The sequence below is a fragment of the Citrobacter sp. MGH104 genome (assembly GCF_001034485.1).
GTDB classification, from domain to species: Bacteria; Pseudomonadota; Gammaproteobacteria; order Enterobacterales; family Enterobacteriaceae; genus Citrobacter; species Citrobacter freundii.
Map to the genome: position 1 here is coordinate 2128250 of NZ_KQ089818.1, position 26350 is coordinate 2154599.

The window sequence follows — 26350 nt, forward strand, 5'->3', positions numbered from 1 at the left end:
CGTACGCTCCCGGAGATTCGCTGCGTCGCCGTCGCGATGCAACTCGAATTAATTTGGGTATAGCCTTACGAACCGTATGCCACTTCTGCCGGAAAATGTCGATGCCAGGCATCGAAGCCGCCGTCAACGCTGTAAACCGCGTCATAGCCCTGCTGCAGAAGATATTGCGCCGCGCCTTTACTGCTGTTGCCGTGATAACACATCACCAATACGGCGGTGTCGAAATCATGCTCGCGCATAAATGATCCCAGCGTGTCGTTCGTCAAATGAAATGCCTGTGGGGCATGGCCCATTGCATAGCTTTGCGGGTCACGAATATCCACTAACACCGCCGCCCCCTGATGCAGCTTCTGATGCGCTTCTTCGACATTAATACATTCAAACTGATCCATTGCTCTCTCTTCTTTATATGGCAGGTGACGCTTTTCGGACATGTTACTGCTTAGTGTACGTCCCGACGGCAGTTAAACGCCATAATGTTATATGTATCACTGTAAATTGTTTATCCGATGTTACCAATGGCGCGATTCTTTGCTATTATGCTCGATAACGAACATTAATGAGCTATAACGAAAGTGCGAGAGGCCAGCATGGAAACCAAAGATCTGATTGTGATAGGTGGAGGCATCAACGGTGCCGGTATCGCGGCAGATGCCGCTGGACGCGGTTTATCCGTGCTGATGCTGGAAGCGCAGGATTTAGCCTGCGCCACCTCTTCCGCTAGCTCCAAACTCATCCACGGTGGCCTGCGCTACCTGGAACACTACGAATTTCGTCTGGTGAGCGAAGCGCTGGCCGAACGTGAAGTGCTGTTGAAAATGGCACCACACATCGCCTTCCCGATGCGCTTCCGTCTGCCCCACCGCCCGCACCTGCGTCCGGCGTGGATGATCCGGATTGGTTTGTTTATGTACGATCATCTGGGCAAACGCACCAGTTTGCCAAGTTCTACCGGTTTGCGTTTTGGCGCAGATTCTGTAATGAAACCTGAGATTGTGCGCGGTTTCGAATATTCTGACTGCTGGGTAGACGATGCACGACTGGTTTTGGCAAACGCCCAAATGGTCGTACGCAAAGGCGGAGAAGTATTAACCCGCACTCGCGCCACCTCTGCTCGCCGTGAAAACGGTTTGTGGATTGTTGAAGCTGAAGATATCGATACCGGCAAAAAACACACCTGGCAGGCGCGTGGCCTAGTCAACGCCACCGGTCCGTGGGTGAAAGAGTTCTTTGACGACGGTATGCACCTGCCATCGCCGTACGGTATTCGTCTGATTAAAGGCAGCCACATCGTGGTGCCGCGCGTCCATACCCAGAAGCAAGCTTATATTCTGCAAAACGAAGATAAACGCATTGTGTTTGTTATCCCATGGATGGACGAATTCTCGATCATCGGGACGACAGACGTTGAATACAAAGGCGATCCGAAAGCGGTGAAAATTGATGAAAGCGAGATCAATTACCTGCTGAAGGTTTACAACGCGCACTTTAAGAAGCAGCTGGGCCGTGATGATATCGTCTGGACTTACTCGGGCGTGCGTCCGCTGTGCGATGACGAGTCTGACTCACCGCAGGCAATCACCCGTGATTACACGCTGGATATCCACGACGAAAACGGCAAAGCGCCGCTGCTGTCGGTCTTTGGCGGTAAGCTGACGACCTATCGTAAGCTGGCTGAACACGCGATGGAAAAACTGGCATCGTACTATCAGGGAATTGGTCCGGCGTGGACCAAAGAGTGCATTCTGCCAGGCGGTGACATTGGCGGCGATCGCGAAGACTACGCGGCCAAACTGCGCCGTCGCTACCCGTTCCTGACCGAGTCGCTGGCGCGCCATTATTCTCGCACCTACGGCAGCAACACCGAATGGGTCATCGGCGAAGCCACCTCGCTTGCCGAGTTAGGTGAAGACTTTGGCCATGAGTTTTATGAGGCCGAGCTGAAATATCTGGTCGATCACGAATGGGTTCGTCGTGCGGAAGATGCGTTGTGGCGTCGCACGAAAGAAGGTATGTGGCTGAACGCTGAGCAGCAGTCGCGCATGACCCAGTGGCTGGCTGAATACATTGAGAAGCACCAGCTGTCGCTGGCGTCCTGATAAAAATGCCGGATGGCGGCGACGCCTTATCCGGCCTACAAAGGTGCATAAACGTAGGCCGGGCAAGCGCAGCGCCCCCGGCCTCGTGTTTTACAACCGCACCGAATCAATATGCCAGATGTTTTCGGCGTACTCTTTGATCGTCCTGTCCGACGAGAAGTAGCCCATGTTGGCGATATTAATCATCGACTTAGTAGTCCACTCTTCCGGATGACGATACAGTTCATCAACCTTATCCTGACAATCAACGTAACTACGATAATCCGCCAGCACCTGATAGTGGTCGCCAAAGTTGATCAATGAGTCCACCAGGTCGCGATAGCGTCCCGGCTCCTCTGGGCTGAATACGCCACTGCCGATCTGCGTCAGCACCTGGTGCAGTTCCTCGTCTTTCTCGTAATATTCACGCGGCTTATAGCCCTGACTACGCAAAGCCTCAACCTCTTCCGCCGTATTACCAAAGATAAAGATATTTTCTGCGCCCACATGTTCCAGCATCTCGACGTTGGCACCATCCAGCGTACCAATGGTCAACGCGCCATTCAGCGCAAATTTCATATTACTGGTCCCGGAGGCTTCGGTCCCGGCCAGTGAAATCTGCTCAGACAGGTCGGCAGCAGGAATTATCACCTGCGCCAGGCTGACGCTGTAATTGGGGATAAACACCACTTTCAGTTTGTCGCCAATTTGCGGATCGTTATTGATCACTTTCGCGACATCGTTGATCAGATGAATGATGTGCTTCGCCATGTAATAGGCCGAAGCCGCTTTACCGGCGAAGATATTCACACGCGGCACCCACTCGGCGTCAGGATCGGCCTTAATGCGGTTGTAGCGGGTGATCACATGCAGCACGTTCATCAGCTGACGTTTGTATTCGTGAATACGCTTGATCTGTACGTCAAACAGCGATTTCGGATTCACTACCACGTTAAGCTGCTGGGCAATGAGCGTGGCCAGACGTTTTTTGTTCTCCAGCTTCGCTCGGCGTACCGCCTGGTTCACCAACGGGAAATCGCAGTGCTGTTCAAGCTCGCTCAACTGGCTGAGATCGGTACGCCAGGTGCGGCCAATATTCTCATCCAGCACCTCAGAGAGCGGCGGGTTAGCCAGCGCCAGCCAGCGACGCGGCGTCACGCCGTTGGTAACGTTGCAGAAGCGGGTCGGGAAGATCTTCGCAAAGTCAGCAAACAGCGACTGCACCATCAGGTTGGAGTGCAGTTCAGACACACCATTAACCTTGTGGCTCACCACGACCGCCAGCCATGCCATACGCACCCGGCGGCCGTTAGATTCATCGATAATCGACGTCCGCCCCAGCAGACCGGTATCGTTCGGATACTGCTCCTGCAGCGTTTTCAGGAAGTAGTCGTTAATCTCAAAAATGATTTGCAGATGGCGCGGCAGAATTTTGCCCAGCATATCCACCGGCCAGGTCTCCAGCGCTTCGCTCATCAAAGTGTGGTTGGTATACGAGAAAACCTGACAGCACACTTCAAACGCATCATCCCAACTGAACTTGTGCTCATCAATCAACAGACGCATCAGCTCAGGGATCGACAGCACCGGATGGGTGTCGTTGAGGTGAATGGCGATTTTATCCGCCAGATTATCGTAGGTTTTGTGCAGTTGATAATGACGATTCAGAATGTCCTGCACCGTGGAGGAGACCAGGAAATACTCCTGGCGCAAGCGCAGCTCGCGTCCTGAATAGGTGGAGTCATCCGGATAGAGCACGCGGGAGACGTTCTCGGAGTGGTTTTTATCTTCCACCGCCGCAAAGTAGTCGCCCTGGTTAAATTTACCGAGGTTGATCTCGCTACTGGCCTGGGCATTCCACAGGCGCAGCGTGTTGGTGGCATCGGTGTCGTAACCGGGGATAATCTGGTCGTAGGCAACCGCGAGGATCTCTTCGGTTTCTATCCAGCGCGTTTTCTTGCCTTCCTGCTGTATACGCCCGCCAAAGCGCACTTTGTAGCGCGTATTGTGGCGTTTGAACTCCCATGGGTTACCGTATTCCAGCCAGTAGTCCGGCGACTCTTTCTGTCGGCCATCAACAATGTTTTGCTTGAACATGCCGTAGTCATAACGAATACCGTAGCCGCGTCCCGGCAGTCCCAGCGTTGCCAGTGAGTCCAGGAAGCAGGCCGCCAGGCGCCCGAGGCCACCGTTGCCTAGGCCTGGGTCGTTTTCTTCATCGATCAGATCTTCAAGATCCAACCCCATACCTTCCAGCGCATTTTTGACATCGTCATAAATACCCAACGATAACAGTGCATTGGAAAGCGTGCGGCCAATCAAAAACTCCATAGACAGGTAATAAACCTGTCGAGTTTCCTGTGACAATTGCGCACGGTTAGAACGCAGCCAGCGCTCCACGAGACGATCGCGCACCGCGAACAATGTGGCGTTCAGCCACTCATGTTTATTGGCAATGACCGGGTCCTTACCAATCGTGAACATCAGCTTGTAGGCGATAGAATGCTTAAGTGCCTCTACGCTGAGTGTGGGCGATGCATAAGTAAATGGAGCATTCATATAGGTGATTCCTGGATAACTATTTCAAGCGATAGTAAAGCTCACGGTATGACTTCGCCGCGACTTGCCAGCTAAAATCCATGGTCATGGCCTGGCGTTGTACAAACCGCCACAGCGAAGGCCGGGACCACAATACGAAAGCACGCCGGATCGCACGTAGTAGCGACCAGGCATTACTATCTTCAAATACAAACCCACTGGCGATACCGTCCGCCAGGTTTTCCAGCGAACTGTCAGAGACCGTATCAGCCAGCCCACCGGTGCGCCGCACCAGCGGCAGCGTGCCGTACTTCAGTCCATACAATTGCGTTAAGCCACATGGCTCAAAACGGCTGGGAACCAATATCACATCGGCCCCACCCATGATGCGGTGCGAGAAGGCTTCGTGATAGCCAATCTGCACGCCCACCTGGCCCGGATGTTCCGCCGCCGCGGCGAGGAAACCTTCCTGTAATACTGGGTCGCCCGCGCCAAGTAACGCCAGTTGCCCCCCCTGCTCTAACAGACCCGGCAGAGCCTCCAACACCAGATCCAACCCTTTCTGACTGGTCAGACGGCTGACTACGGCAAACAGAGGCACTTTGTCGTTAACCTTAAGTCCCATCGCGATCTGTAGCTGACGTTTGTTCTCCGCCTTTTCTTCCAGCGTGTCACGCGTATAGCGCGACGCCAGCAGCAGGTCGGTTTCCGGGCTCCAGATTTTTTCATCCACACCGTTCAGCACGCCGGAAAGCCGTCCTTCCCGATGACGCTGCTGCAACAGACCTTCCATACCATAGGCAAACTGCGGCTCGGTAATCTCCCGCGCGTAAGTTGGACTCACTGCCGTAATGTGGTCTGCGTAGTACAACCCTGCCTTCAGGAACGAAATCTGGCCGTTAAACTCCAGCCCGTGCACATTAAAGAACGACCATGGCAATTGGATGTCATCCATATGCTTTGCATAAAACATGCCTTGATAAGCCAGGTTGTGTACGGTGAACACCGATTTCGCCGGATGGCCGCGCGCCGCCAGATACGCTGGGGCCAGACCGGCATGCCAGTCGTGCGCATGCACCACATCCGGGCGCCAGAATGGGTCAAGGCCGCAGGCCATTTCACATCCGGCCCAGCCAAGCAACGCAAAACGCAGGACGTTATCGGTATAAGCGAACAGGTTGGTGTCGTGATACGGGCTACCGGGACGGTCGTAAAGATGCGGCGCGTCAATCAGGTAAATACCCACGCCGTTGAAATGCCCGAAAAGCAGCGTGATACGTCCAGCGAAGGTATCGCGACGCGTCACGACCTGTGCATCGGGAATGCCGCGACGAATATCTGGAAACGCCGGGAGCAACACGCGGGCATCCACGCCGTCCGCAATTTGCGCGGCAGGTAACGCCCCAATAACATCCGCCAGTCCCCCAGTTTTTAACAGGGGGAACATCTCTGAACAAACGTGTAAAACCTGCATTATCGCTCCTGTTTGATCTGCAGTTTGCGCAGCATTTCACGCGTGACCAGCACAATGCCTTCCTCTGAACGGTAGAAACGACGCGCATCTTCTTCCGCGTTTTCACCTATCACCATGCCTTCAGGAATAACGCAGGCGCGGTCGATAATGCAACGACGTAAGCGGCACGAACGTCCCACCCACACTTCAGGTAACAACACTGCCGAATCAATGTTACAGAATGAATTCACCCGCACTCGCGGGAACAGAACGGACTGCACCACCACCGAACCTGAAATTATGCATCCGCCAGAAACCAGCGAGTTCAGCGTCATTCCGTGGCTACCGGAACGGTCCTGCACAAATTTCGCCGGTGGCAGCGATTCCATGTGCGTTCGGATTGGCCAGTCCTGGTCGTACATATCCAGTTCAGGCGTCACCGAAGCCAGATCAAGGTTCGCCTTCCAGTAGGCTTCCAGCGTCCCCACATCGCGCCAGTACGGTTCGGATTCCGGGTCAGACTGCACGCAGGACAACGGGAATGGATGTGCATACGCCATGCCAGCTTCGGTGATTTTCGGGATAATGTCTTTGCCAAAATCGTGACTGGATTTTTCATCGAGATCATCTTCCGCCAGCAGTTCATACAGATAATCGGCGTTGAAAATGTAGATCCCCATACTGGCAAGAGATTTGGTCGGGTCGCCTGGCATGGCTGGCGGATTGGCGGGTTTTTCAACGAACTCGATAATTTTATCGGTGTCGTCCACGTCCATCACGCCAAACGCGCTGGCCTCTTCAATAGGCACTGGCATACAGGCCACGGTGCAACGCGCGCCCTTCTCGACGTGGTCGATCAGCATGCGTGAGTAGTCCTGCTTATAAATATGATCGCCCGCGAGGATCACCACGTATTCCGCTTTATAGCGTCGAATGATGTCCAGGTTTTGGGTCACCGCATCCGCCGTACCGCGATACCAGTTTTCACCCTGCATTCTCTGCTGGGCAGGCAGCAAATCGACAAACTCGTTCATCTCTTCGCTAAAGAACGACCAGCCGCGCTGAATATGCTGCACCAGCGTATGGGACTGGTACTGGGTGATCACGCCAATACGGCGGATCCCGGAGTTAATACAGTTGGATAAGGCAAAATCGATAATGCGGAACTTACCGCCAAAGTGCACAGCAGGTTTGGCACGTTTGTTGGTCAAATCTTTTAAGCGGGTACCGCGGCCACCGGCCAGGATCAGGGCAACAGATTTTAATGGCAGCTGGCGCGCCAACATTACACGATCGTTCTTCTCTAAACTCACCATGACTAACTCCTTTTTTATCTTCTCTGGAACACACACAGTCCGTGCGCAGGTCCCTGCCAGACAGCCGTAAGCACCGGATTATCCTCTCCGGCAAATGGGGGAATGGCATGCCATTCCCCTTCAGGTAAAACGATATCTGTCACCTCAAGCGTGGCGTTTATTGCAATCAGAAAACGGTCTGAAAGCTGGATTTGCATCTGCCTCGGGCCGTTTTGCCACTCATCCGCACTTAAGGGTTGTGCGTACTTATTCAGCCAACGAACATTGCCATCGCCCTCTTCCCACCAACAATCCCCTGTTAATGCTGGGATTTGCCGGCGCAGATGAATCAGCGCGGCGGTAAATGTGGTTAGCCCACTGTTTGCCTGCTGCCAGTCCAGCCACGTTAAGGCGTTATCCTGACAATAAGCGTTATTGTTGCCGTGCTGGCTATGACCATGCTCATCGCCCGCCAGCAACATCGGCGTCCCCTGGGAGAGCAACAGCGTGGTTAACAGCGCATGAATGCTGTCGCGCCGCCGCTCAATCAGGTCCAGCGTGCCGCCTAATCCTTCTTTACCATGATTGTCGCTGTAGTTATTGCTAGTGCCGTCGCGATTTTCCTCACCATTCGCTTCATTGTGCTTATTTGTGAAGCACACACAGTCGCGTAGCGTAAAACCGTCGTGCGCGGTCACCAGATTGACCGTGGCGCTGGGTTTGCGGCCCTGGCGTTTAAACACATCGCTGGATGCGGCAAAACGCCCGGCAAACTCGCCCAACGAGAGATTACGCTGGAGCCAAAAGCGCCGCGTCGCATCGCGGAAATGGTCATTCCACTCGGCAAACGGAGGGGGGAAATTCCCCACCTGATACCCGCCTTCACCAATATCCCACGGTTCCGCAATCAGCTTCACGCGTGAGAGCAGCGGACAGGTTTGGATCGCGGTAAACAGCGGCGCATCCTGACGAAACGCAGGTGTACGCCCCATGACGGAAGCCAAATCAAAACGAAAACCATCTACATGGCAGGTTTCAACCCAATAGCGCAGGCATTCACATGCGTATTCCACAACGCCAGGATGGCTCAAATTGAGGGTGTTCCCACAACCGGTCCAGTTGTAGTAATCACCATCGTCCCTGATCCAATAATAGCTACGGTTATCAATTCCGCGCAGCGAGAAGACAGGCCCTTCGAGATCCAGCTCGGCGCTGTGGTTCAAAACGATATCGAGAATGACCTCAATCCCCGCTTTGTGCAGCGCTTTTACCGCGTCGCGAAACTCATCAAGCGCGCTCTCCGGCGAGCAGGCATAGGCCGGATGCAGCGCGAACATGGCCACCGGGTTGTAGCCCCAGTAGTTCGACAGGCCCAGCCGCTGAAGTCGCGGTTCGCTGGCAAAATGCGCCACCGGCAGCAGCTCCAGCGCGGTAATGCCGAGACGCTTGAAATAGTCGATCATCACCGGATGACCCAGCGCTTTATAGGTTCCGCGAATCTCTTCCGGCAGGTCAGGATGCAAATACGTCAACCCTTTGACATGCGCTTCGTAAATCACGGTATTGCCCCACGGCGTGCGCGGCGGGACATCATCCTCCCAGTCATAATGGTCGGACACCACCACGCCCTTCAGCGCGATAGTGGCATTATCATGGTGATCCGGTTCATTTAGCCCGCCGTGCAGCAGCGGGTTATCTTTTAACTCGCCATCCACCCGACGGGCGCAAGGGTCGAGCAGCAGCTTGGCTGGGTTAAACCGGTGGCCCTGCTGCGGTTGCCATGGGCCATGGACGCGATAGCCATAGCGCAGACCGGGCCGGGCGTTGGCCAGATAGCCGTGCCAGACATCGCCGCTACGCCCCGGCAGGTCGTAGCGGAGTTCGCAACCGTCCTCGTCAAATACGCATAATTCAACGCGTTCAGCGTGGGCTGAGAAGAGAGTAAAATTAACGCCATGGCCGTCATACGTTGCACCATGGGGGGTGGCGTTGCCGGTTGCCAGTTGCGTCATTCCCCCTCCCGAACCAGCCAGATCGTTGCCAACGGCGGCAACGTGAGACTCAGTGAATGCTGACGACCATGACTGGCGATTTCATCACTGTGCACCGCACCGCCGTTGCCAGTATTGCTGCCGTGGTAATGCATCGAATCGGTATTGAGGATCTCACGCCATTTCCCCGGCTGATTGATACCGAAGCGATAGCCGTGGCGGGGCACAGGCGTAAAGTTACTGACCACGATGATTTCATTGCCGACCTTGTCACGACGCACGAAAGCCAGCACCGAACGTTCTTTGTCATCCACCACCAGCCACTCAAAGCCATAGGCGTCAAAGTCGAGCTCGTGCAGCGCTTTGTGATGACGATAGGTGAGGTTCAGATCACGCACCAGACGCTGTACGCCGTGATGCCAGTTATCACCGCCTTCCAGCAGGTGCCAGTCGAGGCTCGCGTCATGGTTCCATTCACGTCCCTGCGCAAACTCGTTGCCCATAAACAGCAGTTTCTTGCCTGGGAAGGCCCACATCCAGCCGTAGTAGGCGCGCAGGTTGGCAAACTTCTGCCACGCATCGCCCGGCATGCGGTCGAGAATCGATTTCTTGCCGTGCACCACTTCATCGTGCGACAACGGCAGGACAAAGTTCTCGGTGTAGTTGTACAGCATGCCGAAGGTCAGCTTATCGTGGTGATGTTGGCGATAAACCGGATCCAGCTTCATGTAGTCCAGCGTGTCGTGCATCCAGCCGAGGTTCCACTTATACCAGAACCCTAAACCGCCCATGTCCTGCGGTCTTGAAACGCCAGCAAAATCAGTGGACTCTTCCGCCATGCTCACCGCACCAGGCACCTGTTCGCCAAGAATACGGTTGGTATTGCGTAAAAACTCAATGGCTTCGAGGTTTTCACGACCGCCAAATTCATTTGGGATCCATTCACCTTCTTTACGGCTGTAGTCGCGATAAATCATCGATGCCACGGCATCCACGCGCAGCGCGTCGATACCAAAGCGCTCAATCCAGTACAGGGCGTTGCCCACCAGATAGTTGCTGACTTCACGGCGACCGTAGTTGTAGATCAGCGTGTTCCAGTCCTGGTGATACCCTTCTCGCGGGTCGCTGTGCTCATACAGCCTGGTGCCATCAAACTCTGCCAGACCAAAGTCGTCCGACGGGAAATGGCCCGGCACCCAGTCAAGAATGACGTTCAGCCCCGCCTGATGCGCGGCATTCACAAAATAGCGGAAGTCATCGCGCGTACCAAATCGACGGGTCGGCGCATACATGCCGGTAGGTTGGTAACCCCAGCTACCGTCGAACGGATGCTCGTTAATCGGCAACAGTTCAAGGTGGGTAAAGCCCATCCACTTGGCGTAAGGCACCAGCTGATCCGCCAGCTCGCGGTAGCTCAGCCAGAAGTTGTTATCGGTATGACGACGCCATGAACCCAGGTGCACTTCATAGATAGATATTGGCGCATCAAACTGGTTGGCTTTTTTACGCTCCTCGCTTTGCACCACTTTTTCCGGCAGACCACAGATAAGCGACGCGGTTTCCGGGCGCATTTGCGCTTCGAAGGCGTAAGGGTCCGCTTTGATTCGCAGCTTACCGTTGGCATCGATCATCTCATATTTATACAGCTGGCCATGCTGCGCGCCGGGGATAAACAGCTCCCAGATACCGCTTTCTTTGCGCAGGCGCATCGGGTGGCGACGGCCATCCCAGTAGTTGAACTGCCCAACCACTGACACGCGTTGAGCGTTAGGCGCCCAGACGGAGAAGCGCGTGCCGGTTACGCCATCCATGGTATCCGCATGCGCGCCCAGCGTTTCGTAAGGTCGCAGGTGCGTACCTTCAGATAGCAGCCAGGCATCCATATCCTGGATCAATGGGCCAAAACGATAAGGGTCATCAATCAGATTCTGCTGTCCATGCCAGACAACGGCCAACTGATAGCGAAAGAAATTTTTACGGCGGGGAAGTACTGCACAGAAAAAACCACGAGAGTCGAGGCAATCCAGCTTGCCGACTTTGCGTCCGGTTTTGGGTTCGATCACCCACACTTCGGTGGCGTCAGGTAATAGGGCGCGGACTTCAAGTCCAGCGTCAGTTTGGTGCATACCGAGTACGGAAAAAGGATCCGCAAAATGGCCTGCAATTAGCGCATTAATCACGTCTCTATCGATACGAACGGACATGGTTGTCATCCTGTTTTATGGTGTCACCCCTTCCAACTGATTTTCGACATCAGGTAGCGACACTTTTTTTGACCTGAACGGCGCAGCACAATTGTGCATCCTCTCTGCGTCGTCCCACCTTCAGGCAACAACTTAATACCTCCGGTACTAAGTCACCCTTAAAGAATAGCCAATGCTTTATCTTACTCCTGGTAAAAAATGAAACATCTGCGCTTACTCCTGTATTACGCAAAAAAAAGGGTGACTCAGCACCCTTTGATCATTAACAAACCATTACGCCAGTTGACGTAACATGCGGCGCAATGGCTCCGCAGCACCCCAAAGCAGCTGGTCACCTACGGTAAAGGCTGACAGGAACTCCGGTCCCATATTCAGCTTACGCAGACGACCTACTGGCGTGGTCAACGTGCCGGTAACGGCCGCCGGGGTTAACTCACGCATGGTGATTTCACGATCGTTTGGTACTACTTTCGCCCACGGGTTGTGCGCCGCCAGCAGTTCTTCCACGGTCGGAATAGACACATCTTTTTTCAGTTTGATGGTGAACGCCTGGCTGTGGCAGCGCAGCGCGCCGACGCGCACGCACAGACCATCAACCGGGATCACGGAAGACGTGTTGAGAATTTTGTTGGTTTCCGCCTGTCCCTTCCACTCTTCACGGCTCTGACCGTTATCGAGCTGTTTGTCGATCCACGGAATCAGGCTACCGGCCAGCGGTACGCCAAAGTTATCAACCGGCAGTTCACCGCTACGGGACAGGGTCGTCACTTTACGTTCAATGTCGAGAATAGCAGAGGAAGGGGTCGCCAGCTCCTCGGCCACATGGCCATACAGATGACCCATCTGAGACAACAGCTCGCGCATATGACGCGCGCCGCCGCCGGAAGCCGCCTGATAGGTCGCCACGGAGACCCAGTCGACCAGGTCATTGGCAAACAGGCCACCAAGGGACATCAGCATCAGGCTAACGGTACAGTTACCGCCGACAAAGGTCTTAATACCTTTATTCAGGCCATCGGTGATGACATCCTGGTTAACCGGATCGAGAATAATGATGGCGTCGTCTTTCATACGCAGCGAAGAGGCCGCGTCAATCCAGTAACCCTGCCAACCGCTTTCACGAAGCTTTGGATAGATTTCGTTGGTATAATCGCCGCCCTGACAGGTCACGATGATATCGAGCGCCTTCAGCGCATCCAGATCAAAAGCGTCCTGAAGCGTGCCGGTCGCGGTTCCACCGAATGTCGGTGCCGCCTGCCCGAGCTGGGAAGTAGAAAAGAAAACAGGGCGAATGGCGTCGAAGTCACGCTCCTCAACCATGCGTTGCATGAGAACAGAGCCGACCATACCGCGCCAGCCGATAAAACCAACATTTTTCATAGCGTTTTTTTCCTGCAGAGATGTGTGCTGTGTATGTATGCCAGTGTCCTGGTGGCATATCCTTCACCATACAAAATGCAGCCAAAGTCGCAAGTGAAATTAATCAATGATAGCGAAGCCATCAGTAATGCGACTTATCCCGCTGCGCAAGCAAGCAGAAAGTCCGTGGTAATTATCAGGGAATTTGAGTTATGAATGAAATCATTTCAGCGGCAGTTTTATTGATCCTGATTATGGATCCACTCGGAAATCTGCCCATTTTCATGTCCGTATTGAAACATACCGAACCAAAACGCCGCCGCGCGATTATGATTCGCGAGCTGTTCATTGCGCTGTTGGTGATGCTGATATTCCTGTTTGCGGGCGAGAAAATTCTGGCATTTCTTAACCTGCGCGCGGAAACCGTTTCTATCTCCGGGGGCATCATTTTGTTCCTGATCGCCATTAAGATGATTTTCCCCAGCGCCACCGGGAATAGCACCGGGCTTCCGGCGGGTGAAGAGCCGTTTATCGTTCCGCTGGCGATCCCGCTGGTAGCCGGTCCGACAATCCTGGCTTCACTAATGCTGTTGTCGCATCAGTATCCTAATCAGATGGGGCATCTGGTAATCGCCCTGCTGATCGCCTGGGGCGGTACGTTTGTGATTCTGTTGCAGTCGTCGCTGTTTTTGCGTCTGCTGGGGGAGAAAGGGGTGAACGCGCTGGAGCGCCTGATGGGGCTGATTCTGGTGATGATGGCCACCCAGATGTTCCTCGACGGCGTACGGATGTGGATGAAGGGGTGACCGTTTTGAAGCTGGAGAGCATGGCATTTCAGAGAACGATTCCGTTCACGTTATGTTCATTGCTTCTCTGAGATCTCGTCACCAGTGAACGTGTTAAGGGGGCTACGCAGCCCCCTTAACAATCCCGGCTCCCGGCAGGAAAATTGCCACTTCGTGGTTCCCTCCACTTATTCCTCCAGGCTACCGGGCCGGGCGCGAGGCAGCGTCCATGCAAAACGCGCCCTGAACCCGCATCCCTGCGGGTTCTCCCGGCCTTACGGAAACGCGTCGGCAATTTTCAGCCGGACCAGCCCACACCTGACCACCTGAGCTTTTACTTGAATACCTCTGAACAGCAAAACGGATATAGCTGAAAGCCAGATCGCTGAAGCGACACCCTGGTCCGGCTGAAAATCGATGAGGCGTTGACGGCTGACCGGGGCTGCCCGCAGGGATGCGGGCAGAGGGGACGGCCTGCAGGGATGCAGGCTCGGCCCCGACCCGACAGGCAGACGGAATAAGACGAATAACTCGCGCAGCGACGATTTTCCCGCCGGGAGCCTGGGTTGCAAGGGAGGCGGCGGTGAGCCTCCCTTGCACGTTCACGGGTATCAGCGCTTCAGAGAAATGACACCACTGAGGTGAACGGAAACCTGAGCAATAATCACATGTTCACCCTACATGTTTAACTGAACGGCATTGCGCTGTAATTTCAGGTATTCCTTATGCTTTTAAGTTACTGATATAACGTATTTTCATTTCTGCGAAGCGCCTTCCGGAATGCCCTCTTGTCAGCATCGTGGATTAGCCTTATCTTCTCGCTGCACCTGCAAAATCAGGTGTCAGAATTAGCCTTCTGAAAATCATACTGGCGACATATACTTCTATGTCGTGCGACCGATTTCGTCTCAATGGCGGGTCGAGCGGGGGCGTCGCAAGACGCGCCGGTATCCAGTATGACCGGTAAGGCTAACTCCGCTCGATTCTGCCACCCGCGAGATTAGCCTCTCCGGTGGTGGTTTAAATAAAACATACTGGAGGCTGCCCTATGGCGACTACCCCTCTCTTTTCACACTCTTTATTTACCCTGCCCTTTAGCCATGCCACGGATTTCACCGAACTGGCGGATAACTGCGAGCGTTTTGTCGAAGGACTGGTTGAATGCCATGACCCGGTTGAAAAACTGGCGATTTGTGCACGTCTGTCGGCCTGTCTCGCGTTATTGCAACCGACCTTAACGGAGCCTGTACCGCAGCATCTGCAGGCCAGTCTGACGGTAGAAACATTCCCGACCCGTTTTCCCCTTTTCGAGCCTGAGACAGACCAGATGGGGCGTTACTGCCAGCTTTTGACGCATTTACTGATGAGCAAAACGCTTTCTGATGATATGGAGCGAGTAGCGGGTGATTTGCTGCAGGATTTGGTGGGCTATTTCGCCGACACGCTGAAAGCGCCGCGTTGGTTGAAAACCGAGGATGGTGTGATGGTGCTGTAAAAAAGCCGGGTGACGCTTGCGCTTACCCGGCCTACGATGTGGATGTGTGCTCATTTCCAGGCCCGGTAAGCGCAAGCGCCACCGGGCAACAAGACTCAGCTCAACAGCTGGAAAGCAATCATACCGACAATCGCGCCGACCGTACCGAGGATGGTTTCCATCATCGTCCAGGTCTTCAACGTTTGTGCTTCCGTTGCGCCGGTAAATTTACCGAACAACCAGAAACCGGCGTCGTTAACGTGGCTGACCACGATCGAGCCGCCTGCGATACAAATAGACAGTGCCGCCATCTGTGCGCCGGAGAAGTTTAACTGTTCAATCACCGGCATCACCAGACCGACCGCCGTTAAGCAGGCCACAGTCGCGGAACCCTGAATGATACGCACCGCTGCCGCCAGCACGAAGCAGGTAATGGCAATCGGCAGGCCCATTCCGGTTAACGCTTCGCCCAGCGCCGGACCGACGCCGGAATCAACCAGCACTTGTTTAAACACGCCACCTGCACCAATCACCAGCAGGATAATCCCCGCCGGTTGCAGCGCATGACCGCAGATCTCCATCACTTTGTCTTTTGGCATACCCTGGCGAATCGCCAGACCGTAAATCGCCACCAGACAAGCAACCAGAATCGCGGTAAACGGGTGACCGATAAACTCAAACCATTCGTAAGTTGAAGAACCAACCGGCACAAAGCGCGCGGCGATGGTTTTCAGACCAACCAATACCAGCGGCAGCAGGATCAGCGACAAGCTAAAGCCGAAGGACGGCATTTTACCTTCGCCCAGATGCGGCTCGGTAATGTCATCAGGAATGTTCAGCTCAACGTAACGGCTGATGAAATTACCCCACAGTGGTCCGGCGATAATCATGCCCGGAATCGCGGCACACAGGCCAATCAGGATCATCCAGCCAAAGTCAGCGTGCATCTGCGAAGCCAGCAACATCGGCGCTGGCCCCGGCAGTAAAAACGCCGCAGCCGCCGCTACGCCTGCAAACAACGGAATGACTAATTTAACCAGGTTGGTACCGGTGTGACGCGCCATCGAGAACGCCACGCTGATCAGCAGCACAATCGCCACCTCAAAGAACAGCGGTAGCGCACAGATAAGCCCGGCCAGGCCAATCGCGTAATGTGCGCGGCTGTGGCCGAAGGATTTCAGCATTTTGACGGCAATTTGATCGACTGCGCCGGTCTCATGCAAAATCTTGCCGAACATCGCCCCCAACGCCACAACAATCGCCAGGAAACCGAGCGTGCCTCCCATCCCTTTTTCCATAGTCGCGGCGATTTTATCGAGCGGCATACCGGAAAAGAGACCTGCACCAATAGACACCACCATCAAAGCAAGGAAGGCGTGCATACGCGCCTTCATCACTAAAAACAGCAGTAATAAAACGGACCCTACTGCTGTTAAAACAAGCGTTAATGTACTCACTACTTACTGCCCTGGTTAATAACCTCAATGGTGCTGGCGACCACACCGTCCAGTGGTTGATCGATATCGACCACCAGTACATCGTTTTCATTCGCACCTGGTTCTTCCAGCGCTTCAAACTGGGTCACCAGCATCTGCGTTTTGAAGAAGTGGCCTTTACGCGCTTTCAGACGGCTTTCGATAACGTCAAAATCCCCTTTCAGATAGATGAAAGAGAGGTTCGGGTTACCGTCGCGTAGCTGGTCGCGATAGACTTTTTTCAGAGCGGAACAGACGATCAGCGAAACCTTGTTGGTACGCTGCATCGCAAAAGCGGCGTCATTCAGCGCCTGTAACCACGGTTTACGGTCATCATCGTTGAGTGGCTCACCGGAAGCCATTTTCATGATGTTGCTGCGCGGATGGAGAAAATCGCCATCAAGAAACGCGGCCTGCAGTTGATGCGCCACTTCGCTGGCGACAGCAGATTTACCGCTGCCCGATACGCCCATCAGAACGTAAACGTGGTGATCATGATTAGTCGTGCTCAAAGCGTTGCCCCCACTGGTACAAGAATCTGGAAATTGTTACGGGTAACTGTTATCGGTAACATTGTCCAGCCGGATAAATAGAGAAGCAATATCCATTCGTGCTCGAAGTGTATAAGTGTGAGCTACTTCAAACTTGTTGGCTTAAATAGATCCGCCCGGTGACAAGGTGAAACCTAAATCTAACATTTTAGGTGTGACTGCTTCACCACGGATGCGCGCCAGCAGGCGTTCAGCACCAATGCTGCCCATGCGTTCACGCGGCGTGAGCACGCTCGCCAGACGCGGCTCCATCACCTGTCCGATGTCGTGACCGTGGAATCCGGCAATCGCCATGTCATCCGGGATTTTCAGCCCTAAACGCTGGCATTCGAAGGCCGCCCCTACCGCCAGGTCATCGTTGGTACAGAAAATGCCGTCGAGCTGCGGGTATTCGCGCCGCGCCTGACGGATGAGTTCAATACCGGAGGAGTAGGAAGAAGACTGTTCCACCATCACGCTGTACGGCACCAGGTTGGCATCGCGCATTGCCTGCTCGTAGCCTCTCTGTTTGATGATAGTACGTTCATCAAGACGTGCGCCAAGATAGGCAACATGACGGTGCCCGCGGGCGATGATAGCGGCAGTCATCTGGCGCGCGGCTTCAAAGTTGTCGAAACCGACGGCGATATCCAGGCACGGGGACTGGCTGTCCATCAGCTCAACCACCGGGATACCGGCGACCTCAATCATTTTCAGCGTACGAGGCGTATGGCTACGTTCGGTGAGGATCAGGCCATCGATATTCCACGACAGCATCGATTCCAGGCGCTCTTGTTCCATCTCTGGCTTATAGCCGTAGTGCGCGAGCATAGTTTGATAACCATGGGCGTCGGTGACGGCCTCAATGCCGCGTAACACTTCAGCAAAAACCTGGTTAGTGAGAGACGGTAACAACACGCCGATAGCGCGACTGGTGGCGTTAGAAAGGATATCAGGAGCGCGATTGGGAATATAACCCAGCTCATCAAGTGCAGCGGCAATTTTGCCCCGCAGCGCCACGGAGACCTGCTCCGGGTTACGCAAAAAGCGACTGACCGTCATTTTGGTCACGCCCACGCGGTCGGCTACATCCTGAAGTACGGGTCTTTTCTTTTTCATCGTCCTGAAGCGTTAAAAAGGGATAGATTCCCCCAGTTTACCACGGACGCACGGAATTAATGACAAACGATGAAAAGCCGGATGGCAACGCTTTCGCGTCTTATCCGGCCTACATCAGGTTACAGCACGTTAGACTGGCGGCAGATCAAACAATAACACTTCGCTGTCGCTGTCGGCATGAATAGAAATTGCCTGTTCATCCCAGATTGCCAGACCGTCACTGGTGGTCGCTTTGGTTCCGTTAATGGTGACGTTGCCTTTAACGACCTGGATCCAGACGCGACGTTCAGCGGCAATCTGATGTACCGACTGCTCATCTTTGACCAGCGCCCAACGGTACAGCTCCATATCCTGGTACACTTTCAGTGAGCCATCGCGGGCATCAGGCGACAGCACCAGTTGTTTACCCTGAGCGGCATCGAAACGGCGCTGTTCATAGCGCGGCGTAATACCGTTTTCCTGCGGCATGATCCAGATCTGATACAGATGCAGCTTCTCAGTATTACTCGGGTTGTACTCCGAGTGACGGATCCCCGTCCCGGCGCTCATAATCTGAAACTCTCCGGCCGGAACCTGCTCTTTGTTGCCCATGCTGTCCTGATGTTCCACCGCGCCTTCCAGCACGTAGGTCAGGATTTCCATGTCTTTATGGGGGTGAGTGCCAAAGCCCTGGCCTGCGTCAATCACGTCATCGTTAATCACGCGCAGTGCCGAGAACCCCATAAAGTTCGGGTCATAGTAGTTGGCAAAAGAGAAGGTATGCCAGGAATCGAGCCAGCCATGATTCGCATGACCGCGGTCGTTAGCTTTGCGTAAATAGATCATTGTGTTCACCCCCAGATGTTTTCGATGGAGTAAGTGTGGACTCAATCCGCCTGGGATCATAGAGGGTGAAAATTGACTCCTCTGTTCAAAAAATATGAATAAACCCAGAGGAGTCTGTGCAGGCTATTTGGCGAGGGTTATCGTCGCCGGAGATGCCTGTTCGAAGGCGCGTTCGAGAATCTCCAGGTTAGTTAGAACTTCAGATTCCTTGACGTAATTAGGCGTACCGGCGGTCAGCGTCTGGTACAGCGCATCATAGACGCGACCGTAATCCCCCACCTCCGGCTTCACCTCTTCTTTTACTGTGATGCCGTCATCGTTGACATACTCCAGCATTCCGATGGAATCATCAGCAGCGAAACCTGGCTCACCTGGCATGATATTGGCCTTCAGACTGGTTTCCTGCTGGTCGATGCCGTACTTCACAAACGAGCCTTTGGTGCCATGGACGATAAACTTCGGATAGTCGATTTTCACCAGATGACTGGTTTTAACAATGGCTTTCAGGTCACCGTAGAACAGTTGCGCTTCAAAGGTATCGTCCGGGTTCGCTTTATTACGCAGGCTGCGGATGTCATAGGCCACATGATCGGGGCGTCCGAACAACGAGATAATCTGATCCATGGTGTGTACGCCCAGGCCATAAAATGCGCCGTCCTGCGGCAGTCCCGGCTTAGTTTCCGCCTCGGGACGGTAGTAATCGAAATGGCTTTCAACCTCAACAATTTCGCCGAGCTTGCCGCTCTCAATCGCCTTTTTGGCGGTAAGGAAGCAGGAATCAAAACGACGATTCTGATACGGCGTAACGGTCAGCCCTTTGCTTTGCGCCAGTTCGAACAGCACTTTTGCTTCTGCCAGCGTCGGCGTGAACGGTTTCTCAACCAGCACGTTTTTACCCGCCTCCAGCGCACGTTTGGCGTAGTCAAAATGGCTGTCAGCATGGGTACAAACGATCACTAACTTCACCTGCGGATCGTTTAAGATCTCGTCGAGGTCGCTGGTGAAGTGAATATGTGAATACTGCGGGGCCTGCTCTTCCGGCCTGGCGTTACGGCGGAAAATATGCGCGACATGCCAGCTATTCTTGCGGTTGAGGACGTACGGCAAATGGTAGCGAGTGGTACTTTTACCAAAACCAATAAATGCGCAGTGTAAGGTCATGAGACAGTCCTTTTGAAGGTGATTGTCTACACCATAGCGCAAAGCGGCTGGAGACTGAATGTTGGATTCTTTGCCGGTTGCGGCGTTGCCTTATCCGGCCTACAAAACCCAGGTCTCAGCCGTAGGCCGGATAAGCGCAAGCGCCATCCGGCATCATCCCGGGGACAAAATGACAAGTAAGCCAGGCTGAAACAAAACCCCAAAAAAAAAAGCCAGCAAAAGCTGGCTAAAGTAATACTGGAAGCAATGTGAGCAATGTCGTGCTTTCAGGTTCTCCGTAGGGGTTCCCCTGAACGCAGAGCAATAATAATCATTCTCATTCGCACTTGTCTACTTCTTTTTGCAAAAAAATGCAGTTGACGGAATTTTCTTTCTCAGCGAGGGTAAAGACTCAATTAACCCTGAAGGAGATAAGGAATGAGTGAGATAGTGATACGCCACGCTGAACCGAAAGATTACGACGCAATTCGTCAGATCCATGCCCAGCCAGAGGTGTATCACAACACGCTACAGGTTCCTCATCCTTCCATGGAGATGTGGCAAGAGCGACTAACCGAACGGGTCGGAATCAAACAACTGGTCGCGTGCATTGACGATATCGTCGTCGGACATCTCTGTATTGAGGTCGCGCAGCGCCCGCGCCGCAGCCACGTGGCCGATTTTGGTATCTGCGTTGATGCCCGCTGGCAGAATCGCGGTGTTGCCAGCGCGCTTCTCCGTACGATGATCGACATGTGCGACAACTGGCTGCGCGTCGACCGTATCGAGTTAACAGTGTTTGTGGATAACGAACCTGCGGTTGCGGTCTATAAAAAGCATGGCTTTGAGATCGAAGGGACAGGTAAGAAATACGGCCTGCGCAACGGCGAGTACGTGGATGCATATTTTATGGCACGCGTGAAATAAATTTAAGGGCGAGTCTTATCGCCCTGCTTATTGAAAGGACGCAATAGTGAAAAAGTTTGTTCCCCTGGTTTTACTGGCCTCGCTCTCCCCAGCTTTTGCCACTACCGTACAAAATCTCGATGCCGTACCCGGCGTTATTCAACATACTGAAGGTAAACAGATTTTTGCTGAGCAAATGGCAGGGGCAACACCTGCGAAAGGATTTGGTGAACTTCCACAGGGATTATCAGAGAACCAGTGGATTGGCTGGGTTGCGCCGAACGAAAATCCTAATAATCTGATCCTCACCGGCGCCAAAGCCTGGGGAAAAGAGGGTAAATATATTGGCATTGCCTGTTTTGCTGACAATCAGGCCGATGCCGGGCAGGCAAAAAAGTATGCGGATAACACCTGTCCGGAAAACTACAACAACGGACGCGCCAATAAATTATATCTCGGCGTTTTCTCCTGGCAGAACCAACAGCTGCAGCCGATTGCCCGCTCGGAAAAACCATTAAACCAGATCTCAGCGTGGAATAAAGCTGCCGAGAAAGAGAGCGATGATGAGTCCGTCAGACCGCTGGCTTATTATACAAAATTGGATCTGGCACCGTACCGGATCGCTCCCGATACTCTGGCGTTCGGGGTGCGCGGTGGCTACTCCGATGCCTACTCCGGCGGCGGGGCGTTTTATGAAGTGCTGGAACTCTACACCATCAAAGACAGCAAGATAATCAACGTGTTTTCTGACCTTGTTTATTACTATTCGGATATCGCCGGAGACTGGAATAAAGACGGCACAAGGCAGCACGACATCAGCGAGAGTAAGTACATCCTGAAATTGCGGTCGGCAAAGACGCAGGGATTTTATGATTTAGAGGTCGTGAACCTGCAGGATAAAAGCAGCCAAATATTTCACTGGTCTGAATCACTGCAACAGTATGTTCCTTAAGGAACTAATAAGACCTGCAACGTTCAGAAGGCTGTAGGCCATCAATATGGAATAAAAAATATCAACACATATTCAATTAATAATTCACAGTTATTAAATATACAAACACTTGCCCCACACATTATTTATATTCAGATTATCCTCAACAAAACCCACTTAAAATGAAACGTTTTGTTTCTGCTATATACGAACACCATCAAAAAGCGTAATTAAAAATGGAAGAATAAAAACCTCCGTTTTACAATAACACGTAATAAAGGATAAGGATGTCATGAGTGATATCGTCTATCTGATGGTTTCAGGGCAGCAACAAGGCGTTATTTCTGCCGGATGTGGAACCCTTGCATCTGTGGGTAATCGCTGGCAAATCGGACACGAGGACGAAATCTTTGCCTTTTCGCTCGCTAATAGTATAACCAGTACTGGCAAAGGCTCTCAGTTGCACGGGCTACGCTTTTGTAAGCTGATCGATAAAAGCACGCCGTTGTTTGTTAATGCGATTAACAACAACGAGCAATTGTATATGGAGTTTTATTTCTACCGCATCAATAGATTCGGTAGATGGGAGAAATATTATTATATTCAACTACGAGGAGCATTCTTATCCGGTATTCAGCAGCAGTTCAGTGAAAATAGTTTAGATACAGAAACAATAACCATCAGCTATGAATATATCCTCTGCAAACATCTTATTGCCAACACTGAGTTCAGTTACCTGGTGTTTCCCGAGAATTACAACCGCCTGTTTATCCCCCCTCCAAAAACTCCCGCAAACAACGGCCTCAAAACGTTAAACAGCAAAGGGATTGGCAGACTGCTTGCCGCCGGAGGGATCTACAACGGGAATATCGACGGCTTTAGGGAAACGGCGGAGAAGCTGGGAGGCGATGCGCCTGCGGGTTACGAGCAGGTTATGAACGATCAAACAAAAGGAACCATAATAGCCTTAGCATCAATCGCATCTGTTTTTGGAATGGGTCGGTTAGGATTAGCTTCGGAAGTGGAAAAGCTCGGACAGGTAAAAGTCAGGAAGCCACTATCAGTTCCAGATAGCATTGATGCTACTACCATTGCGACAACAAGGCAGAATTATCGCGCGATTGCCGCCGGTGTGGAGGACTTGAGTGTTGCACAAATAAAAACTCTGACACAATTGCCCAAAGTGGGCTCAAGAATTATTGTAACCAAAGACTTTGGGCAGAATGATTTAGCGGCACTTAGTGCTGCTACAGGCGACGAGTTTGCAATGTTCACAACAGGTGGTAGAAGATTGATTATTCGCGGAAATGCAACCGGAGTACCGATAGGTGCTGTCGAAGCTGAAGAGCTTGCAGCTAAAGGCTGGCGATGGTCCAGCCATGTTCATCCAGATGGGACATTAAGATCGTCTCTTGGTGATAGAGCGATTTTAAAGATATTTAGGGATCACAATTTGAATAGTAAGAGTTCTATATCTGACCCTTATGGACGCAGATTTAACTTTTCACCTGATGGCGATTTAATTAGCCCTGAATGGAGACCATAGAATGAAAAAAATACCGTTAGACGTTTTAGAGCAAAAAGCAAAAAAAATAAGCAGAGACACATTAGGTGATTATATATTGCCAGACGATATATTTTCGCAATTGGCATTAGGAACAATTATTGATGGCGATGACAGAGTTTTTGTTTTATTCATACCTAAAGAACTTGCAAAAGATGCAATAGATATTCTCAGAGTAAGAATGAATGTTTACTCTGGAGAGGGTTTTGTTGAATATATTGGGCTTGAGCGAAAAGAGTAATAGGTCAACGATAAAGCTTCGTACCGCCAGGAAGATTTCTATGTTTACTTATGAAGAAGCCATAAACAAAGCTAATACGTACCTTAGCGAGGCGGATGCTTCCGTCGTCATCACACTCCACGGACGGTTTGCAGAAGGTTGGTTTTTTTGCTTCGAATCGAGGGAATACCTCGAAACCGGAGACAACGCTTCCCGCCTGGCAGGAAATGTGCCTTTCATCATCGATAAAGATAGCGGTGAAATCGTTGATTTAGGTACTGCCTGGCCGCTGGAGAAATATTTAAAAGACTACGAAACGAGCAAAACAACACGAAGCTAAGCTTACTCGGACGCGATAAACCATGATAACTGAAACAGAACTTAACGTACTGAAAGTTATGGCTGAAAAAGATATTAACTGGAACTGGATGAATCTGGATCGCGCACTGTCCTTTAAAGGAATACCTGGTTTCAGCAATGTTGTTAATATTGTCAATAAATTGGCCAGTGAGGGATTGGTAAATATTGAAGATAGCGGACATAAATCCATGCCTTACTACCGCGTTTCAGAGCAAGGATACAAGCTACTGAAAAAATAACTCTGATCGAGGCTCAGCGCAGAAACAGCAAGCCCTCTTCCACCGAAGAGGGCCTCTCAAATCAGTATCCCGCCGTTAAATCATCCACGGAACGCGGGTCAGATGCGCCATACAGTGCGCCATCCGGTCCAACCATAATGCTCTGCGTACTGCCCATCGCTTCCTTCAGCGCGACTTTCTGCCCTTTCTGCTCCAGCAGCTTAATGGTGTCCGGGCTAAAACCTTTCTCGACGCGCAGTTCATCGGGCAACCACTGATGATGGAAGCGCGGCGCGTTGGTCGCTTCGGCAACGTTCATTCCAAAATCAACGCTGTTCACTACCATTTGCAGCACGGTGGTGATAATTCGGCTGCCACCAGGGCTACCGGTCACCAGCCAGGTTTTCCCGTCTTTTACCACGATGGTCGGCGACATGGACGACAGCGGACGCTTCTTCGGCCCAACCGCGTTAGCATCGCCGCCCACCAGCCCGTAAACGTTCGGCACGCCCGGTTTGGCGGAGAAATCGTCCATTTCGTTATTAAGCAGAATGCCGGTGTTACCCGCCACAATCCCGGTGCCGAAGGTGGTGTTCAGTGTATACGTCACCGCCACGGCATTGCCGTCTTTATCCACCACCGAGAAGTGGGTGGTTTGGTTACTTTCATACGGCGCGAGCTTGCCAGGTTTGATCTGGCTGGAAGGCTTAGCCTTGTTGATATCAATTTGATCGGCAAGCGATTTGGCATAGGCTTTATTGGTCAGCGCCTGCCACGGTACTTTCACAAAATCCGGGTCGCCCAGATACTCCGAGCGGTCGGCGTAGGCATATTTCTCCGCTTCAGCCATTACCTGCATGGCATCAGCGCTGCCAAACCCGTACTTCTTCATATCGAAGTTTTCGAGAATATTGAGGATCTGTACGATGTGAATACCGCCAGAGGACGGCGGTGGCATGGAGAAGACCTGATATCCGCGATAGTCGCCGCTAATCGGCGTACGCTCCACGGCTTTATAGCTGGCTAAATCCTCTTTGGTCATCAACCCGCCGTTTTTCTGCATTTCCTCCGCAATCTGATCGGCAATTGCCCCTTTATAAAACGCATCCGGACCGTTCTCGGCAATCATCTCCAGGCTTTTCGCCAGGTTCGTTTGCACCAGCTTGTCGCCCTTTTTCAGCGGCTCGCCGTCTTTCCAGAAAATGGCTTTGCTGTTCTCGTGATTAGGGAGCACTTCGCTGCCATAGGTTTTCAGATCGTCAGCCAGCGCGTCGTTAACCACAAAGCCTTCTTCCGCTAGCTTCATTGCCGGGCGCACGACTTTGTTCAGCGGCATCGTGCCGTATTTCTCCAGCGCCAGCGAGAAACCCGCCACGGTACCCGGCGTACCGGATGCCAGATGTGAGGTTAGCGACTTTTTCGCATCGGCGTTGCCCTGTTCATCGAGGAACATGTCGCGGGTCGCGCCAGCGGGAGCCATTTCACGAAAATCGATCGCCGTGGTGTTACCGTCTTTGGTACGCAGCAGCATAAACCCGCCGCCGCCCAGATTGCCTGCCTGCGGATGCGTCACCGCCAGCGCGTAGCCAACGGCTACAGCGGCATCAACGGCATTCCCGCCCTGTTTCAGAATATCCACCCCAACCTGGGTGGCTAAAGCATCTACGGAAGCCACCATCCCCTGTTGCGCACGAACGGGATGGAACACATCTTCCTCGACACCGTAGGATACTGGTGGTGGCGCAGCCGGCGCGGCAGCCACGCTAAAACAACTTCCTGAGAGCAGAGCAGCAATGGCTACCCGGCGTAAAAACGTCGGTTTTATCATCGTTATTCTCCAGATGTACGGGGGTCGGCCCCCACTAAGCCTGGTGCATAACTCTGA

Annotated in this window: 22 protein-coding genes and 1 pseudogene; 10 read left to right on the forward strand and 13 right to left on the reverse strand. The window is 52.8% G+C overall.

Annotated elements, in window-relative coordinates; all coding sequences use genetic code 11:
• Nucleotides 1-65: 65 nt before the first annotated feature.
• Nucleotides 66-392 carry a thiosulfate sulfurtransferase GlpE gene (glpE, locus tag SK34_RS10025; RefSeq protein ID WP_003023495.1) on the reverse strand — a complete coding sequence of 109 codons (327 nt, stop codon included), beginning with the start codon at nucleotides 390-392 and terminating at the stop codon, nucleotides 66-68.
• Between the two features lie 198 nt (nucleotides 393-590).
• Here glpE and glpD point away from each other — a divergent pair, with 198 nt between their 5' ends.
• Nucleotides 591-2099, forward strand: coding sequence for a glycerol-3-phosphate dehydrogenase (glpD, locus tag SK34_RS10030; RefSeq protein ID WP_003023494.1), 1509 nt, complete (start codon nucleotides 591-593; stop codon nucleotides 2097-2099).
• A gap of 90 nt (nucleotides 2100-2189) precedes the next feature.
• Here glpD and glgP read toward each other — a convergent pair whose 3' ends face one another.
• From glgP to asd, 6 genes are all read right to left on the reverse strand, one after another.
• A complete protein-coding gene (gene glgP / locus SK34_RS10035) occupies nucleotides 2190-4637 on the reverse strand; it encodes a glycogen phosphorylase (protein ID WP_003023492.1) in 2448 nt (815 codons plus the stop codon).
• Between the two features lie 19 nt (nucleotides 4638-4656).
• A complete protein-coding gene (gene glgA, locus SK34_RS10040) occupies nucleotides 4657-6090 on the reverse strand; it encodes a glycogen synthase GlgA (protein WP_003023490.1) in 1434 nt (477 codons plus the stop codon).
• Nucleotides 6090-7385: a glucose-1-phosphate adenylyltransferase gene (gene glgC / locus SK34_RS10045; protein ID WP_003023489.1), complete on the reverse strand. Its 1296-nt coding sequence runs from the start codon at nucleotides 7383-7385 to the stop codon at nucleotides 6090-6092. Before glgC ends, glgA begins: the two co-directional genes overlap by 1 nt.
• Nucleotides 7386-7399: 14 nt before the next feature.
• Entirely contained in the window at nucleotides 7400-9376 is a 1977-nt protein-coding gene (gene glgX / locus SK34_RS10050) for a glycogen debranching protein GlgX (protein WP_048232936.1), read from the reverse strand.
• A complete protein-coding gene (gene glgB / locus SK34_RS10055) occupies nucleotides 9373-11559 on the reverse strand; it encodes a 1,4-alpha-glucan branching enzyme (protein WP_016151109.1) in 2187 nt (728 codons plus the stop codon). The genes glgX and glgB overlap by 4 nt, the downstream gene beginning before the upstream one ends.
• Nucleotides 11560-11832: 273 nt before the next feature.
• Nucleotides 11833-12939 (reverse strand): aspartate-semialdehyde dehydrogenase, encoded by a 1107-nt coding sequence (gene asd, locus SK34_RS10060; RefSeq protein WP_003837862.1) that lies wholly within the window; start codon nucleotides 12937-12939, stop codon nucleotides 11833-11835.
• 191 nt (nucleotides 12940-13130) lie between these two features.
• Here asd and yhgN point away from each other — a divergent pair, with 191 nt between their 5' ends.
• From yhgN to SK34_RS25180, 3 genes and pseudogenes are all read left to right on the forward strand, one after another.
• A complete protein-coding gene (gene yhgN, locus SK34_RS10065; protein ID WP_003023480.1) occupies nucleotides 13131-13724 on the forward strand; it encodes an NAAT family transporter YhgN in 594 nt (197 codons plus the stop codon).
• A gap of 1027 nt (nucleotides 13725-14751) precedes the next feature.
• The gene (locus SK34_RS10070) at nucleotides 14752-15198 is read left to right on the forward strand and encodes a lipoate--protein ligase family protein (protein ID WP_003023478.1); all 447 of its coding nucleotides are present in this window, start codon (nucleotides 14752-14754) and stop codon (nucleotides 15196-15198) included.
• A pseudogene (locus SK34_RS25180) lies at nucleotides 15192-15371 on the forward strand (MarC family protein); the annotation flags it as partial. The gene SK34_RS10070 and the pseudogene SK34_RS25180, both read left to right, overlap by 7 nt.
• On the opposite strand, the gene gntU reads toward SK34_RS25180, so the two are convergent.
• The 5 genes from gntU to SK34_RS10095 form a co-directional block, all read right to left on the reverse strand.
• A complete protein-coding gene (gene gntU / locus SK34_RS10075; RefSeq protein WP_003023477.1) occupies nucleotides 15294-16634 on the reverse strand; it encodes a gluconate transporter in 1341 nt (446 codons plus the stop codon). The pseudogene SK34_RS25180 and the gene gntU sit on opposite strands and share 78 nt — an antisense overlap.
• Nucleotides 16634-17164, reverse strand: coding sequence for a gluconokinase (gene gntK, locus SK34_RS10080; RefSeq protein ID WP_003023475.1), 531 nt, complete (start codon nucleotides 17162-17164; stop codon nucleotides 16634-16636). The genes gntU and gntK overlap by 1 nt, the downstream gene beginning before the upstream one ends.
• 141 nt (nucleotides 17165-17305) lie before the next feature.
• Complete coding sequence (gntR, locus tag SK34_RS10085) at nucleotides 17306-18301, reverse strand: gluconate operon transcriptional repressor GntR (RefSeq protein WP_003023473.1); 996 nt, start codon at nucleotides 18299-18301, stop codon at nucleotides 17306-17308.
• 129 nt (nucleotides 18302-18430) lie between these two features.
• The gene (yhhW, locus tag SK34_RS10090) at nucleotides 18431-19126 is read right to left on the reverse strand and encodes a quercetin 2,3-dioxygenase (RefSeq protein WP_003023472.1); all 696 of its coding nucleotides are present in this window, start codon (nucleotides 19124-19126) and stop codon (nucleotides 18431-18433) included.
• A 123-nt stretch (nucleotides 19127-19249) separates the two neighbouring features.
• Nucleotides 19250-20287 (reverse strand): oxidoreductase, encoded by a 1038-nt coding sequence (locus SK34_RS10095; protein WP_003837856.1) that lies wholly within the window; start codon nucleotides 20285-20287, stop codon nucleotides 19250-19252.
• 417 nt (nucleotides 20288-20704) lie between these two features.
• On the opposite strand from SK34_RS10095, the gene yhhY reads away from it, so the two are divergent.
• The 6 genes from yhhY to SK34_RS10125 all read left to right on the forward strand — a co-directional run bounded on the left by yhhY (nucleotide 20705) and on the right by SK34_RS10125 (nucleotide 24486).
• A complete protein-coding gene (gene yhhY, locus SK34_RS10100; protein ID WP_003023469.1) occupies nucleotides 20705-21193 on the forward strand; it encodes an N-acetyltransferase in 489 nt (162 codons plus the stop codon).
• Between the two features lie 46 nt (nucleotides 21194-21239).
• Entirely contained in the window at nucleotides 21240-22124 is an 885-nt protein-coding gene (locus SK34_RS10105; protein ID WP_032937247.1) for a hypothetical protein, read from the forward strand.
• 271 nt (nucleotides 22125-22395) lie between these two features.
• Nucleotides 22396-23649 (forward strand): type VI secretion system tube protein TssD, encoded by a 1254-nt coding sequence (tssD, locus tag SK34_RS10110; RefSeq protein ID WP_048232939.1) that lies wholly within the window; start codon nucleotides 22396-22398, stop codon nucleotides 23647-23649.
• Nucleotide 23650: 1 nt separating this feature from the next.
• On the forward strand, nucleotides 23651-23908 hold the full coding sequence (locus tag SK34_RS10115; protein WP_048232941.1) for a hypothetical protein: 258 nt from the start codon (nucleotides 23651-23653) through the stop codon (nucleotides 23906-23908).
• Between the two features lie 40 nt (nucleotides 23909-23948).
• Nucleotides 23949-24227, forward strand: coding sequence for a YrhB domain-containing protein (locus SK34_RS10120; RefSeq protein ID WP_048232943.1), 279 nt, complete (start codon nucleotides 23949-23951; stop codon nucleotides 24225-24227).
• Between the two features lie 22 nt (nucleotides 24228-24249).
• Nucleotides 24250-24486 (forward strand): hypothetical protein, encoded by a 237-nt coding sequence (locus tag SK34_RS10125; RefSeq protein WP_048232944.1) that lies wholly within the window; start codon nucleotides 24250-24252, stop codon nucleotides 24484-24486.
• A 61-nt stretch (nucleotides 24487-24547) separates the two neighbouring features.
• On the opposite strand, the gene ggt is transcribed toward SK34_RS10125, so the two are convergent.
• Entirely contained in the window at nucleotides 24548-26293 is a 1746-nt protein-coding gene (gene ggt, locus SK34_RS10130) for a gamma-glutamyltransferase (RefSeq protein ID WP_044713907.1), read from the reverse strand.
• Nucleotides 26294-26350 lie beyond the last annotated feature (57 nt).